The following is a 15,441-nucleotide window of genomic DNA, read 5'->3' as shown; positions in this document are numbered from 1 at the left end:
GTGACCGGGCAGGACACCTCCCGCGAGCGGCGCACGCTCGAGAGCACCGGCACGTGGGCCGCCACGCGCACGCACGGCATGACCGTGACGCGCGTCGTGGAGACGCAGCGCGGGCCGTGGGCGAGCACGTGGTTCGTGGTGCGGCGGGCCGCCGAGCGGCTGCGGCGCGCCCTGGTGCGCACCTGGGGCGCGGTCACGCGCACCCTGACGCCCGCGGGGTGGACCGTGCTCGGGGCGGTGCTGCTCGGGCTCGTCCTCGGCCCGCTGGCGGGCTGGACGGCGGGGTGGGTGCTCGTCGTCGCCGGCGCCGTGCTGCTCGTGCTGTCCGCGCCGTTCCTGCTCGGCGGGCACGAGTACGACGTCGACCTCGTGCTCGACAAGGACCGCGCCGTGGCCGGACGGGAGGTCACCGGCGCCGTGCGCCTGGTGAACACGGGCGGACGCCCCGCGCTGCCCGTGCTGGTCGACGTGCCCGTGGGCGAGGGGCTCGTCGAGGTGCAGGTGCCCCTGCTCGGCCCGGGCCGTGCCCACGACGAGCCGCTGCGCGTGGCGGCCCACCGGCGCGGCGTCATCGACGTCGGGCCCCTCACGCTGACCCGCTCCGACCCGGTCGGCCTGCTGCGCCGCGAGGTCCGCTGGCCCGTCACCCGGACCATCCACGTGCACCCGGTCACGACGGTCGTCCCCTCGACGAGCGCCGGCGTGGTGCGCGACCTCGAGGGCATGCCGTCCGCGAAGGTGGTCGCGTCCGACCTGGCCTTCCACGCGATCCGGGAGTACCAGCCGGGGGACTCGCGCCGGAACGTGCACTGGCGCTCGACGGCCAAGGTCGGCCGGCTCATGGTGCGCGAGTTCGAGGAGACGCGGCGCTCGCGCCTGGCCCTGCTGCTCGGCCTGGCCGCCGGGGACTTCGCGGACGAGGAGGAGCTCGAGCTGGCGGTCAGCGTCTTCGCCTCCCTCGGCGTCCAGGCGCTGCGCGACGGGCAGGACGCCTACGTCGCGACGAGCGAGGAGGCGCCCCGCGTCACGCGCGGTGCCGTGGTCTCGCTGCGCACGCTGCCCACCGCGACACCGCGCGCCCTGCTCGACGCGACGTGCACCCTCGGCGCGGGGGAGCGGGCCACGCCGCTCGAGGACGTCGCGTCCCTCGCGGCCGGCACGTGCCCGGAGATGTCCGTCGCGTTCCTCGTCGTCGGGTCCGTGCCCGGCGCGGACCGCCTGCGTGCGGCCGCGCACGCGCTGCCCGCCGGCACCACCGTGATCGCGCTTCGCTGCGAGCGGGACGCCGACCCCGGGGCACGCACCCTGCGCGAGCTCACCGTGGTGACGGTCGGCGCGCTGGGCGACCTCGGGCCGCTGGTGCACCGGATGGCCCGCGCATGACCGCCGTCGTCGACGCCCCCGTCCGCGGGCCGGCGCCCCAGCCGGCGGCCGCACCCGCCGGCGCGCCGCGCGGGTCGTCCCGCGGGCGCAGGCCCGGGCGGCGCGGCGGGGCCGAGCGCGTCCTCGGGGTGCTGTGGCTGCTGGGCGCGGTCGCGGTCGCCGTGGTCCTGGCGTGGCCGGTCTGGGCGACGCCGCGCCTCGCGGTGGTCGCCGCCGCGGGCACGCTCGTCGGGGCCGGCGGGGTGCTGCTCGGCGCGGCGCGGCGCTGGGGGCCGCTGCGGCGCGCGCTCGTCGTCGCGGCGGGGTTCCTCGTCGTCGCGGTGCCGGTCGCGGTGCCGTGGCGCGCCGACCTGCGTGGCTGGCCCGCGGGGCTCGTCGAGGCCGTCGCGGGCGTCGTCGTCGGGTGGAAGCAGCTGCTCACGCTCGAGCTCCCGGTGGAGGAGTACCAGGCCGTCCTCGTCCCGTTCCTCGTCGCCGTCGTGGTGACGACGGCCGTCGGGGCGCCGCTCGCCGTCCGCCGGGACTCCCGCGCGGTGCTCGCCGTGCCGGTGCTCGCCCTGCTCGCGCTGCTCGGACCCGCCCTCGGGCCCGTCGCACCGCAGCCCGCGCTCGAGCTCGGCCCGGTGCGGGTGCCCGACGGGCGCACGACGCTCGGGCTCGCGGCGCTCGTCGTCTGGTCGGTCCTGTGGGCGGTCGTGCGCGCCGCCGTCGCCCGCCGGCGCGCGGTGCGTGTGGGCAGCGGCGGCCAGGCCCGCCGGCGGCGCCGGGGCGTCGCGACGACCCTGGGGCGCGCGGTCGCCGGTCTCGTGCTGGTCGGGCTCGCCGTCGGCGCCGCCGCGTGGGTGGCGCCCGGGACGCCCGGCTGGGCGCAGCGGCACGTGCTGCGCGAGGACGTCGAGCCCGTGCTCGCCGTGCAGCGGCAGCCGAGCCCCCTGACGTCGTACCGCGCCGCGTTCCGGTCGGAGGCGTTCGACGAGGAGATGTTCCGCGTCGCCGTCGACGGCACCGGCGTGGAGCGCCTGCGCACCGCGGTGCTCGACGCCTACGACGGCGCCGCGTTCCGCGTCGGCGCGGACGGGCCGGCCGGGCGCTTCCTGCGCCTGCCGCGCTCGTCGACCACGGGCGCGACCGCGCAGGTGGAGGTCGTGGTCGGCGAGGCGTGGTCGGGCATCTGGGTGCCCGTCCCGTCGGGCGTCGTCGCCGCACCGCGCTTCGCGGGCCTGCGCGCGGACGCGCTGGCCGCGTCGTTCTACCTCGCCCCGGACGACGGCTCCGCGGTGACGGTGGCCGACGGCGGGCCGGCCGGCCGCGGGCTCGCCCCCGGCGACTCGTACCGGGTCGCCGCGGCGCCGTCGTCGGGGACCGGGGCGCAGGACCTCGGCCCGCCGGGCGAGGTCGACGACGAGCAGCTGGCCGCGCTGCACCCGCAGCTCGCCGCCTGGGTGGACAGCCAGCAGGTCGGCCGCGACGCGGACGCGCTCGTCACCCTGGTCGAGCGGCTCCGCGCGCGCAGCTACCTCAGCCACGCCGTCGCGGACGACGCCGCGGCGGACGCGTGGATCTCGGCGCTGCAGGCGCAGGGGCCGTACGTGTTCCAGACCAGCTACGCCGGGCACTCGCGCGCCCGGGTGGAGGAGCTGTTCACGGACCTCGTGGAGCAGGAGGAGGCGCTCGGGCCGGGTGCCGACGACGCCGCCCTCGTCGCCGCCGTCGGCGACGACGAGCAGCTCGCCGCCGCGGCGGCGCTCGTCGCGCGGTACCTCGGTTACGAGTCGCGCGTCGTCATGGGCGTCCGGCTCGTGGACGTCCCCGGTGCGACCGTGCCCGCGTGCACCGAGGTGTGCACCGGCGCCAACCTGGCCGCGTGGGTCGAGGTGCGCAGCCCGGGCGGCGACTGGGTGACCCTCGACGTCGACCCGCAGGTGGCCAACCCGCCGGTCCGCGTGGAGCAGGGCACGCAGGCCCCGCAGAACCCCACGACGGTCGAGCCGCCGGAGCTGCCCGTCGTCGACCCGCCGGTCCTCACGCGCGACGGCGCGGGTGACGACCAGGACGCGGCCGACGAGGAGGCGCGCTTCGGGGACAGCCCCTGGCTGGCGGTGCTGCGGACGGTCGGCCTCGTCGCGGGCGGGCTCGCGCTGCTCGTCGCACCGCTGCTCGTGCTGCCGGTGGCCAAGGCCGTCCGGCGGCGGCGGCGTCGGCGCGCGGCCGTGCCGGAGGTGGCCGTGGTCGGGGCCTGGGCCGAGCTCGTCGACCGGTCCACCGACCTGGGCGTGCCCCTCGAGGGGCCGACCCGCGGCGCGGCCGCGGCGGCCTCCGGGCGCGAGGGGACCGTCCACCTCGCGGCGCTCGTCGACCGTGCCGTGTTCGCGGCGGTGCCGCCGAGCCCGCAGGACGCGGCGGCCGCCTGGGACGCGAGCGACGCGGAGGTCGCGGCGCTCGCGCAGGAGCAGCCGCCGTGGCGGCGCGTCGGTGCCGCCCTGAGCGGCGCGTCGGTGCTGCGGTCGCTCGCGCCCGGCCGGCGCCGCACGGCTGCCGCCGCCGCGGAGGAGGAGTGAGCGTGGCCGTGTGGTCGTGGGTGCCGTCCGCGACGCCCGCCGAGGAGGCCGCGGCCGCGGAGGCCGCGCGCGCGACGGCCGTCGTGCTCGGCGGCGTCGGGCTGCTCGTCGCGCTGCTGTGCTGGGTCTGGTACTGCGCGGCCCTGGCGGCGCTGTTCCGCCGGCTCGGCGCCCCGTCGTGGAAGGCCTGGACGCCCGTCGTGCAGGAGGTCGAGCTGTTCGAGCGTGGCGGCCTGCCGGGCTGGTCCGTGCTCTACCACGTCGTGCCCGTGGTCCAGCTGTGGGGGCTCGTGCTGCGGGCGGTCGCGGCGCACCGCGTGGGGCGCGCCCTCGGGCGCGGGCGGGGACGACCGTCCTGGCCGTCCTGCTCCCGCCCGTGTGGGCGAGCGTGGTCGGCTGGGGCCGCACGCCTGCGCGGGTGGACGTGCCGGCAGGTCAGCCCGGGCACGCCTCCGCAGGCCTCGACGAGCACACGGGGACCGGCCGGACCGGTCCCGCACCGGGCCCCGGCGCCCGGCACGGTGCCCTCCCGGGGCACGGGTCCGCGCCCGCCGCGGTCGGCGTGGCCGCCGGCGCCGGTGCGGCCGGCCCGTCCGGCGCCGCAGCGGCGGCCGTGCTGCCCCTGCCCGTGTCCCACGCGGCGCCTGCGCCTGCTCCGGCTCCCGCTCCGGCGCCTGCGTCCACACCGCTCGCCGTGCCCGCACCGGCGCCGGCCCCCGCACCGGTGCCGGCTCCCGCGCCGCTCGCCGCTCCCGCTCCCGTGGCAGCCGCGGCCCCGCCCGCGGCGCACGCTCCCGCGCAGCCCCCGGCGGCGGTCCCCGCGCAGCCCGCGGCGCACGCCGCCGCGCAGCCCGCGGCGCACGCCCCCGCGCAGCCCGCTGCGGCCGCCCCCGTGGCGCCTCCGGCGGCCGCCCCGCCCCCGCCCCCCGACGTCGAGGACGTGCCGACCACCCTCGGCGCATCCCGCGCCGCGGAGGCGGACGACGACGCCGAGCGCACGGTCGTGCGCGCGGCGCGTCCCCGGGCCCGGCACTGGCGGCTGCGGCTCGACGACGGCCGCGTCGTGCCGCTCGAGCGTCCCGTCGTCGTCGTGGGGCGCCGCCCCCGCAGACGGAGGACGGGGCGCAGGTCGTGGCCCTCGCCGACGCGACCCGCACCCTGTCCAAGACGCACGCACGGCTCGAGCTGCGCGACGGCGGCTGGTGGGTGACGGACCTCGGCTCCACCAACGGCGTCGTGCTCGCCGACGCCGGTGGTGCCGAACGGCTGATCGCGGCCGGGGAGGCGCAGCGCGTCGCCGGGCGGGTCCGGCTCGGGGACGTGGGCATGACCCTGGAGCGGCGCGAGGAGGCGACGCGATGAGCGGCCGGCACGAGGTCGGCGGCGTGGTGCTCGTGACGGCGGCGGCCACGGCCGCGCCGACGGGCGCCGGCCGGCCGGGCTCGCACGCCACCGACGCGCGCGTCGCGCCGCCGGTGTTCGTGCTGGCGGAGGGCAGCGGACCGGACGGCACGGGCGCCGCCGCGAGCGCCGCGGTCGTGCACGCGTTCGCCGCGGAGGTACCGGCCGGCGAGCCCGCCACGGTCGGGCACGTCCGCCGCGCACTGGAGCGCGCGCACGTGGAGGTCGGTGCGCTCGCGCGGGACACCCGAGGACGCGCCGGCAGCACCGTCACCGGCGCGGTCCTGACCGTGCACGACGGGCGCCCGCACTGGCTCGTGCTCAACGTGGGCGACTCGCGCGTCTACCGGCTCCTGCGCGGGGAGCTGCACCGCCTCACGGTCGACCACGCGGTCGCTCACGGCGACGACGCGCGCGGCGCACGGCGTGGTGCCGCGCCGGGCACCCTGACCCGCGCGGTCGGCGCGCCGGGCGCGACCGCGGACTCCTGGCTGCTGCCCGTCGTGGACGGCGAGCGCCTGCTGCTGTGCACCGCCGGTCTCGTCCACCCGCTCGCGGACGAGACGCTGCAGGCGGTGCTCGCCCTGAGCGGCGCTCCCGCGACGGCGGCGTCGGCGCTCGTGGGCCACGCGACGCGGGCCGGTGCGGGCCGCGACGTCACCGTCGTCGTGGTGGACGTGCTGTCCGGCGGGCGCTCGCCGGGCCTCGACGACACCTCGCGCGGCACCGCCACCCGCACCGACTCCGCCGACGACACCAGGGTGGTGCGCCGATGAGCCTGTTCCGCCGACGCCCGCGTGCTGCGGGCACGCCGGGTCCCACCGACGCGGTGGACGTCCCGCCCGTTCCCGGGCCGACGCCCGCACCCGGTGACGACGAGGGGCCGGACGACCGGACGGTGGTGCGCGCGCCCGCCGTGCCGCCCCGGACCTCGACGACCGGACGGTGGTGCGCCCGGGCACGTCCGTGCTGCCCGGCCCGGACGGGCCCGACGGGCTCGAGGGGCTCGACGAGCGCACGGTCGTCCGTCCCGGCACCGCTGCCCACCCGTCCGGCGACGACCTCGACGAGCGGACGGTCGTCCGGCCGCGGGTGCCCGCGGGCCCCACCGGCGAGGACCTCGACGACCGGACGGTGCTCCGGGCGGCGGCGTCCCCGACGGCGTCCCCGACGACCCCGGCACCGGCGGACGCCACGGTGCTCCGCGCCCGTCCGGCGGAGGCGCCGGGGGACGCGCCCGACGAGCGCACGGTCGTGCGCGCACCCCGCACCGACGCCTCGCCGGCGCCGCAGCCCGCCGCGTCGCGGGTGTGGGCGCGTCCCGCGGACGCCCCGCCCGCCGAGCGCGAGCGCTACCGGCCGCGCCCGGTGCCGCCCCCGCCGGCGGAGGTCGCCGCGGTCGAGGGCACCGCGGCGCTGCGCGGCGAGGCCGCGGCCATGCGGTCGGTGGCCGGGACTGCGCGCCGGTGGGCGCGGGCGGCCGTGGTCGCCGTCGTCGTGGTGTCGGTGACCTGCGTCGCCGGGCTGGTGCTGGTGGTGCGGGCGCTACTCGGCTGACGTCGGCGCGTCGGCGTCCGCCGGTGGCGCGTCGGCGTCGGCCCGGCGGGTGCGCAGCACGACGACGGCGCCGAGCACGCCCGCCGTGCTCAGCGCGAGCACCGTGACGAGCGCGCCCATGTCGCGCGCCGGGGCCCACGGGTCCTCGGACGGGCGCACGCGCGGTGCGGCGACGGCCGGCCGCACCGCGACCGGCGTCGCGCCCGTCACCGGGTCCACCGGTCCCCGGATCGAGGCGTCGGGCACCAGGACGATCGCCTCGTACGGCTGCACGACGCCCCAGCCGACGACGTCGTCCCGGTGGTCCGGGTCCGGGCGCGCCGCGGTCGCCTCGAGGCGGTGGGCCCACCGGGCGGGCGGCTCGTCGGGGTGCGCCGCGGCGACCAGGGCGGCCGCCCCCGCGGCGTACCCCGTCGCGAAGCTCGCCCGGGGCTCCTGCTGCGCGTACATGCAGTCGCCGGCGCCGACGGCGCTCGTGAGCACCTGCTGACCCGGTGCGGCGACCCGCACGTGCGGCCCGTGGGACGTCGCGGCGGTGCCGTTGCCCGCGGCGTCGACGGCGGTGACACCGAGCGCGCCCGGCGCGGCGGCCGGGTAACGGGCGGCGGACTCCCCGCCGGCGTTGCCCGCGCTGGCGACCACGAGCGCGCCGCGCGCCTGCGCGTACGCGACGGCGTCGACGAGCGCCGGGTCGTCGGCCGGGCTCGACATCGCGACGGCGACCACCTTCGCACCGGCGTCCGCGGCGGCACGGATCCCGTCCGCCAGGCGCTGCGCGGTCGGGCCGAACCCCGCCTCACGCGCCTTGTCGTCGTCGGAGGCGAACACCCGCACCGACAGCAGCCGCGCCTCGGGGGCGATCCCGACGACGCCCGAGCCGGCGACCTCGCGCGCGGCGATCGTGCCCGCCACCGCCGTGCCGTGCCCGTGCAGGTCCGCGTAGCCGTTCGCGCCGAGGCCGTCCCCGACCAGGTCGATCCCGCCCGCGAGCGCGTCGGTGAGGTGCGGGTTGGAGGCGTCCACGCCCGAGTCGACGACCGCGACGAGCACGCCGGCCCCGCGCGTGATGCCCCACGCGAGGTCGGTCTGCAGCCGGTCGAGCGCGGGCGGCGTCTGCGCGACCAGCTGCACGTCGCCGGGGCGGCAGCCGGTGGTCGCCGCGACGGCCGGCGCGGTGGGGACGAGCGCGAGCAGCGCGGCCGTGCCGAGGCCGGCGAGCGCAGCGGCGGCGGTCGCGCGCCTCACCCCGCGTCCGCCTGCGCGGTCGCGTCGGGGTCGGGCGCCGTGATGCCGCGCGTGGCCGCGTCGACGGAGAGGGCGGGACCCGTCGGCAGGAGGTCGACCCACGCGTCGGTCACGGCGCCGAGGTCCTCGGCGGCGTAGCCCAGCCGTGCGAGCGTGTCGGCGTCCCCGATGACGGGGAAGGCCGTGCCGGTCGCGTCGACGAGGTATACACCACCGCTCGACTGCGCCCCGCGCCCCGCTGCGCGCACGAGCGCGCCGGCACCGTGGTCCACGCGCACGCCCGGGCTCGCGGCCACCGCGTCGTCGGACGCCACCGCGAGGACCGTGCCCGGGCCGTCGTCGGTGGTCGCCAGGGCGCACGGGACGTCGGCGTCCGGGACCGGTGCGATCTCCTCGCGCGGCCAGTCCGCCGCGCCGGCGGGCGTGGGCGAGTTCGGCTGGGACGCGAAGTCGGCGGGGGAGACGTCGACGGCCTCCCCGAGCTGGGACCCCGTGCCCAGCAGGTAGAGCTGGTACGCCAGCGGGCTGAGCTGCGCGAGCGAGCCGTCCTCGCGCACGAGGAACCGCGTCGTGGCGGGGGAGCCGGCCGGGTGCAGGACCTGGCCGACCCGCAGCCCGGTGCCCTCGACGGGGTCGCCGGCGTCGCGCACGACGATCGCCGCGAGCTCCGAGCCCGGCGTGAACAGCCGCAGCCACGCGGCGGTCACGTCCCGCACGACGGCGTCGCCGAGCCCGATGGCGCGCAGGACCGCGTCGGTGCCGTCGGGGTCGACGGGGAAGGCGGTGCCACCGACCAGCACGGCCGTGCCGGCCTCGGTCCGCACCACGGCGGCCTGGTCGGTGGCCACGGCCGGTGCCGTCGCCGACAGCGTCGTCGCGACCTGGGCGGGGCCGTCCTCCGCGTCGTCGAGCACGAGGCACGCGGCCCAGCCGGTGCCGAGCAGCCGGTCCGCGGGCGGCAGCTGGTCGGGCGCGCCGACGATCCCGACGGGCTGTCCCAGCGGGGCGTCCGCGAGCCGCTGGGCGTTGGTCGTGATCACGTCGAACTCGCCCGCGGGCACGATGAGCCGGGCGGACGTGGCGTTGGCGACGGGGTGCAGGGTCCCGGCGACGCTCACGTAGCGCGCACCGGTGTCCTCCGCGACGACCAGCCGGTTGTTGTCCCAGCCGGTGGGCAGGCCCGGGCGCAGGAAGCCGTAGAAGAGGCCGCCCACGACGACGAGCGCGGTGAGCGCGAGTCCCGCGACGACGCCGCGCAGGGGCTTGGCGGGCTCGAGCTCCTTGCCCCCGGGCGCGCCCGACGTGAAGGCGGTGAGCAGGCGGCGACGGCTGAACGTCTGCGCCTCGATGAGGTCCTTCTTGCTGGCCACGGGTCAGACGAGCCCTGCCGTGAGGGCGCCGAGCGGCAGCAGGAGGGCCAGTGCGGCGAGCTCGACCGTGTCCGCGAGGCGCACCATCCGCATGCGGGCGCGCGGGCGCAGCATCGTCAGGCCGACCAGCGCGGCGACGGACGTGAGCAGGACGATCGTGAGCACCGCGGGTGCGACCGACCCCGAGACGGCGACGACCGTCCCGGTGAGGGTGAGCCCGGCGGCGCCGCAGGCCATGAGCGTCAGGACGCCCGACCGGGCGTGCACCTGCCGGGACTGGAACAGCAGACCGACGAACGCGAGCGCGCACAGGGCGGCGCCGCTCACCCCCGAGGACGCGACGAGCGGGGTCGCGACCGCGACGCAGACCGCGGCCGCGACCCGCAGCGCGAGCAGCAGGCGCTGGCCCTCGAGCGCCCGGCGCGCGACGTCGGGCCCGTCCACGGGCGGCGGCGGCGCGAGCACCTCCGCATCGCTGTGCGGCGAGACGACGTCGAGCCGCGTGGAGGACAGCGCGAGCCACGGCGCGAGGTTCGCGAGCGTCGCGGCGACGGCCACGAGCACGGCCCACGGCGCGACGTCGCCCGGACCGAGCAGCGCCGCGGCCAGGCCCGTGAGGGCGACGGCACCGCCGGCCGCGACCGGGACCACGTGCACCTGCGGCGCGGACGCGACCGCCGCGAGCGCGAGGCCGCCGGTCACCATCGCGGCGAGCCCGGCGGCCGCGACCGGCCACCCCCACAGCTCACCCTCGGGCACGAGCAGGTACGCGCCCACCGCGGCCCACACGGACGCGGCCAGCCCCAGCCCGTGGCCCGCCTCGGCGGCGCCGGTCCGGGTGAGGACGGCCCCGGTGGTCACGAGGACGACGGCCGCCCCCAGCGCGACCACCGACCCGATCCCGAGCCCGTGCGGCGAGGACAGCAGGAGCCCCGCGCCCAGCGCGAGCAGCAGCAGGCTCACCGCGAGGGCGGTGCGCGCCTGGTCCGCGGGCGTCCAGGGCGCGCGGTCACGGGTGGCGTCGACGACGGCCTCGACGACGTCGTCGTACCGCCGGTGCTCGGCGACGAGGCCGCCGCGCACGAGGGTGAGCAGCTCGCCGTCCTGCACGCCCTGCGCCGCGCAGCTCTGGGCGGGGTCCAGCAGACCGCCGTCGGAGCGGCGCAACGCGTAGCCGGCGTGCACGAGGGTCGGGTCGAGCACGCCCAGGCTGCGCACGACGCCGGGCATCAGCTCGACCAGCGGCAGCTGTGCGGGCACGCCGAGGTCCAGGCGACGGTCCTCGCTCGTGATCGTCAGGTGCAGCAGGGCGCGGGCGGCGGTCGTGGTCTGAGGCATGGGTCCCCCGGGTGGGCGCACCGGTGGCGCGCGGCGAACGCAGGTGAGGTTAGCGCGGCACGGAGCCGCCACCTCGCCGTGGCCCCTCCTTCGGGACCGCGGCTGGCGGGTCCGGCCCCGGGTTCACCCGATCGGGCGCCCGGCGTGAGGCCCATCACGCCGGTATCACCCGCCGGTGTCCGGTTGCTCCGGGAACCTGTCGGACGTCCGCGCTACTCTGACCGCCGTGCCGTCCGTCACAGGGCGGCACGACACACGGCGTCGAGTGAAGGAGTGTGACGTGGCAGAGAACATCTCCGCCGAAGAGGGGGCCCTCGCGCGGGGTGCGCAGGCCGTTGCCGACGCCCGTCAGGGCATCGACAACCGGGTCGCGCAGGTCCGCCGGGAGATCGAGACCGTCGGCGGCATGTGGACCGGCCCGGCCGCGTCGCGCTTCACCCAGCTCATGGCCGAGTGGGACTCGAAGACCAAGAAGCTCAACAGCGTGCTCGACCAGCTCGAGGCGTCGCTGACGGGCACGGCCCGCGACCAGCAGGCCACGGACGAGCAGACGCAGCAGACCATCGCCGGTCTCAACTCGATGATGGGCGCCTGAGGGCGCGCGCGGAACAGGGAGCATGACGATGTCGCTGGGTTCGTTCTCCGTCACCCCGGAGCAGGTCATCGCGCTGTCCGGGAACATCCGTTCCGGTGCGCAGGGCATCCGTGCCGAGCTCGACGAGCTCGACAGCAAGGTCGCCACGCTGCGCGCCAGCTGGTCCGGCCAGGCGCAGGAGTCCTACTCGCTCGCGCAGCGCCAGTGGACGCAGGCGCTGACCGACCTGCAGCAGCTGCTCGACCGCATCGCGACGAGCACGAACGAGATCGCGCAGAACTACACCGCTGCGGACCGTCAGTCGGCGGGTCGCTTCGGCGCCTGACCCGACCGGGTCGCACGTGACGTGGCGGGGGCCGACGGCCCCCGCCACGCGCACGACATCAGCAGCCCGCGCACGCCGCAGCGCACGCGGCGGGCCCGGCAGCCGGCACCGGACGCGCGCGCAGCGCGCACGGCGGCCCCGCGGCGAGCGCCGCGGTGGCCCCACGAGACACGCACGAAGGAGCCACGGATGCCCGCACGGATGCTGAGGGCCGACATCGAGACCCTCCAGGGCGAGGCGAAGCGCCTCCAGCGCGTCGCCGACCTCCTGCCGGAGCCGGCGACCCTGCGGCCCGTGCTGGGCCCGCGCGCCGGCCAGTACGCCGCGGTCCAGCCCGTCGCCCACGTCATCGACCAGGCGCCCGGGGTCTTCAACCAGCTCCGGGAGGAGCTGCGGGCCATCCTGCTCGACTCCGCGACGGCGTTCGAGCAGGCCGCGCAGATCCTGGCCGGCACGGAGCAGGCTGCCGCGGACGAGGTCACCCGCGTGAGCCAGATGTTCGAGCGGCAGGTGAGCGTCGACGACCAGGCGATGGCGTCCGGCACCGCGGCGCCGGACGGTGCGGCGGCGGGTGCCTCCCCGGCCACGGTGGCGCCGGCGACGACGGCGGACGACCCGAACGCGCGCGCAGGCCTGTGAGGTCCCGCAACCGCGCGGCCGCGGTGGTGCTCGGTGCGCTGCTGCTCGCCGGACCCGTCGCCACCGCGTCCGCCGTGACCGCGTCCGCCGCGACGCAGGACGGCACGTGGTGGTACACGGGCATGGGCGTCGCCGAGGTCAACGCGGCGGGGGCGGACGGGCGAGGGGTGACGGTCGCGGTCATCGACGACGCGATCAACCCCGACCTGCCGATGTTCGCGGGCGCCGACCTGCACGTGCACGAGCCCTCGTTCTGCACCGACCACGACGGCCAGCCGCTGCCCGCGGCCCGCCCGGACATCGCGCAGTCGGCGCACGGCACGGCGGTCACCGGGTTCGTCGTCGGCAACGGTCAGGGCTTCAACGGCGAGCGGTCGCAGGCGGGGGTCGCGCCGCGCGCCCGTGTGCTCTTCTACTCGCAGGAGGGCACGGAGGGCCTCGCGTGCGGCTCGGGCGGCCAGGGGCCGGACGCGCCGTCGGCGACGGCGCGGGCCATCCGGCAGGCGGTCGACGACGGTGCCGACATCATCAGCATGTCCTTCGGCGGGGCCATCAGCTACGAGGAGCCCGTCCAGGACGTGATCGCGTGGGCGCTCAAGGAGGGCGTGGTGGTCCTCGCGGCGCTCGCCCAGGACAGCTCGTCCAACGACACGAGGGTCAGCGTGAGCGACGACCTCGCGCGCCTGAACGGCGTCGTCGCCGTCGAGGCGTGCGACGTGAACCTCGATCCGCAGGTCGGGCGCGACGGGAAGCAGTTCGAGCACGAGAAGATCACGGTGTGCGCACCGGGCGTCGACCTGCTCGTCCAGGGCTCGCCGAGCAACGGGAGCTGGGAGCCCAGGCGCCTGGACTCCGGCACGTCCCTGGCCACGCCGGTCGTGGCGGGCGCGCTCGCCGCGGTCTGGTCGGCGTACCCGGAGGCGACCGGCAACCAGATGCTGCAGACGCTGATCCACGACACCGGCTCGGAGGAGCACGAGCTGGGGTACGACGAGATGCGCGGGTACGGGATGGTCGGACTGCGGCACATGCTCCGGGAGGATCCCGCGCGCTTCCCGGACGAGAACCCGCTGCTGGTCGACATCGGCGAGGGCGAGGAGGCGCGCCTCAACCAGATCACCCTCGGTGAGGTCGCGGCGGCCGAGCGCCCGGTGTGGCCGGGGGACCCCGAGGCCACGTCCGCGCCGGAGGCCTCCGCGACGGCCACGGGTGACGCAGCACCCCCGGCGCAGGACGCGCCCGAGGACGGGCAGGACGTCGGCGCGGGGTGGCTCTGGCCGGCCCTCGGCGGCGCGGCCGCCGTCCTGGTCGCGGTGGTCGTGACCGTGCTCCTCCTGCAGCGCCGCCGTCGGACCGCAGGTCCGGCCCCGGCGCCCCTGACCGACCCCGGCCGTTGACCGGCCTTCACGACACGACGAGAGAGGTGCACCCGTGACGGACGGGAAGACGTACTCGGACGCCGAGGCGCAGCTCGCCGAGCTCGCGACCTACTCCCAGGTGCCGCCGTGGGAGCTGCCCGGCGCCGAGGCGCTGCGTGCGGCCTACGGCGAGGTCGTCGGCGCCATCGCGCGCGTCGCGGACGTCCTGGACGGCGAGGGGGCGTCGGGGGCGACGGCCGACGCGGCGCGCGCGCAGCTCGCGGCGATCAGGACGCGGGTGCAGGAGTACGACCGTCGCATGGGCGACGTGCAGCGAGCGGTCGGCGACGCCAACGCCGCCCGGGTGGGCTCGGCGGCCCAGCGGCTGGCCGAGGTGCAGCAGATGCCCGTCGAGCTCTCGTTCTTCGAGAAGGCCGCCATCGTCGCGCGGCACGAGGCGGCGGCGCTGGCCAAGCTGCCCCTGGGCGTCATCCCCACGGGCATCGCGGCGACCGCCGCGGCGCGCCGTGCGGAGCAGGAGATCGCCGACGACGAGGCGGCCCTGCGGGCGGCGCGCGAGGCGGCGGCGGCGAACGCGCTGCAGCAGGTGCGCAAGGACCTCGTGCCCCCGGCCGCCACGCTCGGCCAGACGCTGGGACTGGACGCCGACCGGACCACGGGCGAGCCGGAGAAGGGGGTGCCGTCGGACGGCACGACCACGCCCGGGTACTCGGGGGGCACCGCCGGGGGGTACTCCTCCGCCGGTGGCGGCCCCGCCCGCGTCGGCGGGGGTGGCGGTGCGGCGCCGTCCGGCATCGGCCACGCCGCCGGCAGCGGGATCGCCGGGGGCGGCGGCGCCGGCTGGGTCGACGTCCCCCCGCCGACGCCCGGTGGTGGCGGGTCCCACGGTCCCATCGGTGTCGGGCCCGGTGGTCCCGTCACGGCGGGGCCGGTCGTCCCCGGTACGCCCGGGACGTCCCCGTGGGTCGACGTCGACGGCGGTATGGAGGGCAGCGTGCCCGGCAGCGGCGGCAGCGGCGGTGCCGGGGTCGGCGGTGGCGTCGGCGCCGGTGGCGCCGGAGGCTGGTCCTCCGGGTCGTCGGGCCTCGTGGGCGGTGCGGCGGGTGCCGCGGCGCTCGCCGCGGGGTCGCGCCTGACGGGCAGCGGTGGCGGCATGGCGGGCCTCGGTGCGAGTGCGGGCATGGGCGGCTGGGGCGGTGCGTCCGGCGGCTACGCCGGTGCCACCGGCGGCGCCGGTGCGGCCGGCGCCGGCGCGCGCGGTCTCGGTGCCGGTCTCTCGTCCGGTGCGGGGGCCGGTGCCGCAGGCGGCAGCGGCGCGTCGGGTACGGGCGCCGGTGCTGCGGGAGCGGCCGGGGCACGCGGTGCGGCGGGTCTCGCCGAGGGGGCCGGCGCGGCCGGTGCCCGCGGCGGGGCGGCCGGCACCGGCGGTGCCGGGGGCACGACCGGGATGATGCACGGCGGTGCCGCGGGTGGCGCGGGTGGCAGCCAGCGTGACCGGCGCAAGGGCCTCGGCGGCCCGCTCGCGCCGCGGCTGGAGGACGAGGAGGAGATCGCTCCCCGTCCGCTGTCCGCCGGCCCCGGCGAGCGCTGAGGCGGGAGCACGGGCGACCCGTCGCCGGACCGCGGTCGCGGTCCGGCGGCGGGCGGCGTC

13 protein-coding genes are annotated in these 15,441 nt (G+C 78.7%); 10 read left to right on the top strand and 3 right to left on the bottom strand.

What is annotated here, in order from left to right:
* From GC089_RS13010 to GC089_RS12990, 5 genes are all read left to right on the top strand, one after another.
* Complete coding sequence (locus tag GC089_RS13010; RefSeq protein ID WP_230684795.1) at positions 1-1,383, top strand: DUF58 domain-containing protein; 1,383 nt, start codon at positions 1-3, stop codon at positions 1,381-1,383.
* The gene (locus tag GC089_RS13005) at positions 1,380-3,941 is read left to right on the top strand and encodes a transglutaminase domain-containing protein (RefSeq protein ID WP_155378021.1); all 2,562 of its coding nucleotides are present in this window, start codon (positions 1,380-1,382) and stop codon (positions 3,939-3,941) included. Before GC089_RS13010 ends, GC089_RS13005 begins: the two co-directional genes overlap by 4 nt.
* Positions 3,942-5,072: 1,131 nt before the next feature.
* Complete coding sequence (locus GC089_RS18475; protein WP_196250704.1) at positions 5,073-5,303, top strand: FHA domain-containing protein; 231 nt, start codon at positions 5,073-5,075, stop codon at positions 5,301-5,303.
* Positions 5,300-6,118, top strand: a complete 819-nt coding sequence (locus GC089_RS12995) for a PP2C family serine/threonine-protein phosphatase (RefSeq protein WP_155378019.1) — start codon at positions 5,300-5,302, stop codon at positions 6,116-6,118. The genes GC089_RS18475 and GC089_RS12995 overlap by 4 nt, the downstream gene beginning before the upstream one ends.
* A 169-nt stretch (positions 6,119-6,287) precedes the next feature.
* Positions 6,288-6,899, top strand: a complete 612-nt coding sequence (locus GC089_RS12990) for a hypothetical protein (protein WP_155378018.1) — start codon at positions 6,288-6,290, stop codon at positions 6,897-6,899.
* On the opposite strand, the gene GC089_RS12985 is transcribed toward GC089_RS12990, so the two are convergent.
* From GC089_RS12985 to eccD, 3 genes are read right to left on the bottom strand one after another with little or no spacing between them, the layout of a single operon-like run.
* The gene (locus tag GC089_RS12985) at positions 6,888-8,144 is read right to left on the bottom strand and encodes a S8 family serine peptidase (RefSeq protein WP_196250703.1); all 1,257 of its coding nucleotides are present in this window, start codon (positions 8,142-8,144) and stop codon (positions 6,888-6,890) included. The genes GC089_RS12990 and GC089_RS12985 overlap by 12 nt on opposite strands.
* Positions 8,141-9,514, bottom strand: coding sequence for a type VII secretion protein EccB (gene eccB / locus GC089_RS12980; protein ID WP_155378016.1), 1,374 nt, complete (start codon positions 9,512-9,514; stop codon positions 8,141-8,143). Before eccB ends, GC089_RS12985 begins: the two co-directional genes overlap by 4 nt.
* Before the next feature lie 3 nt (positions 9,515-9,517).
* Positions 9,518-10,852 carry a type VII secretion integral membrane protein EccD gene (eccD, locus tag GC089_RS12975; protein WP_155378015.1) on the bottom strand — a complete coding sequence of 445 codons (1,335 nt, stop codon included), beginning with the start codon at positions 10,850-10,852 and terminating at the stop codon, positions 9,518-9,520.
* 280 nt (positions 10,853-11,132) lie between these two features.
* Between eccD and GC089_RS12970 the strand changes: the two genes are divergently transcribed.
* The 5 genes from GC089_RS12970 to GC089_RS12950 all read left to right on the top strand — a co-directional run bounded on the left by GC089_RS12970 (position 11,133) and on the right by GC089_RS12950 (position 15,381).
* The gene (locus tag GC089_RS12970; protein WP_155378014.1) at positions 11,133-11,447 is read left to right on the top strand and encodes a WXG100 family type VII secretion target; all 315 of its coding nucleotides are present in this window, start codon (positions 11,133-11,135) and stop codon (positions 11,445-11,447) included.
* A 22-nt stretch (positions 11,448-11,469) separates the two neighbouring features.
* Positions 11,470-11,772 (top strand): WXG100 family type VII secretion target, encoded by a 303-nt coding sequence (locus GC089_RS12965; RefSeq protein ID WP_230684794.1) that lies wholly within the window; start codon positions 11,470-11,472, stop codon positions 11,770-11,772.
* Positions 11,773-11,961: 189 nt separating this feature from the next.
* Positions 11,962-12,411: a hypothetical protein gene (locus GC089_RS12960; protein ID WP_155378013.1), complete on the top strand. Its 450-nt coding sequence runs from the start codon at positions 11,962-11,964 to the stop codon at positions 12,409-12,411.
* Positions 12,408-13,808 carry a S8/S53 family peptidase gene (locus GC089_RS12955; RefSeq protein ID WP_155378012.1) on the top strand — a complete coding sequence of 467 codons (1,401 nt, stop codon included), beginning with the start codon at positions 12,408-12,410 and terminating at the stop codon, positions 13,806-13,808. The genes GC089_RS12960 and GC089_RS12955 overlap by 4 nt, the downstream gene beginning before the upstream one ends.
* A gap of 34 nt (positions 13,809-13,842) precedes the next feature.
* Positions 13,843-15,381 carry a hypothetical protein gene (locus GC089_RS12950; protein WP_155378011.1) on the top strand — a complete coding sequence of 513 codons (1,539 nt, stop codon included), beginning with the start codon at positions 13,843-13,845 and terminating at the stop codon, positions 15,379-15,381.
* Positions 15,382-15,441: the final 60 nt, after the last annotated feature.

Origin of the sequence: Cellulomonas sp. JZ18, from assembly GCF_009720485.1 — a bacterium.
Classification (GTDB): Bacteria; Actinomycetota; Actinomycetes; order Actinomycetales; family Cellulomonadaceae; genus Cellulomonas.
Note: the sequence above shows the minus strand (reverse complement) of the source record. Positions and strands in the feature narration are given on the sequence as shown.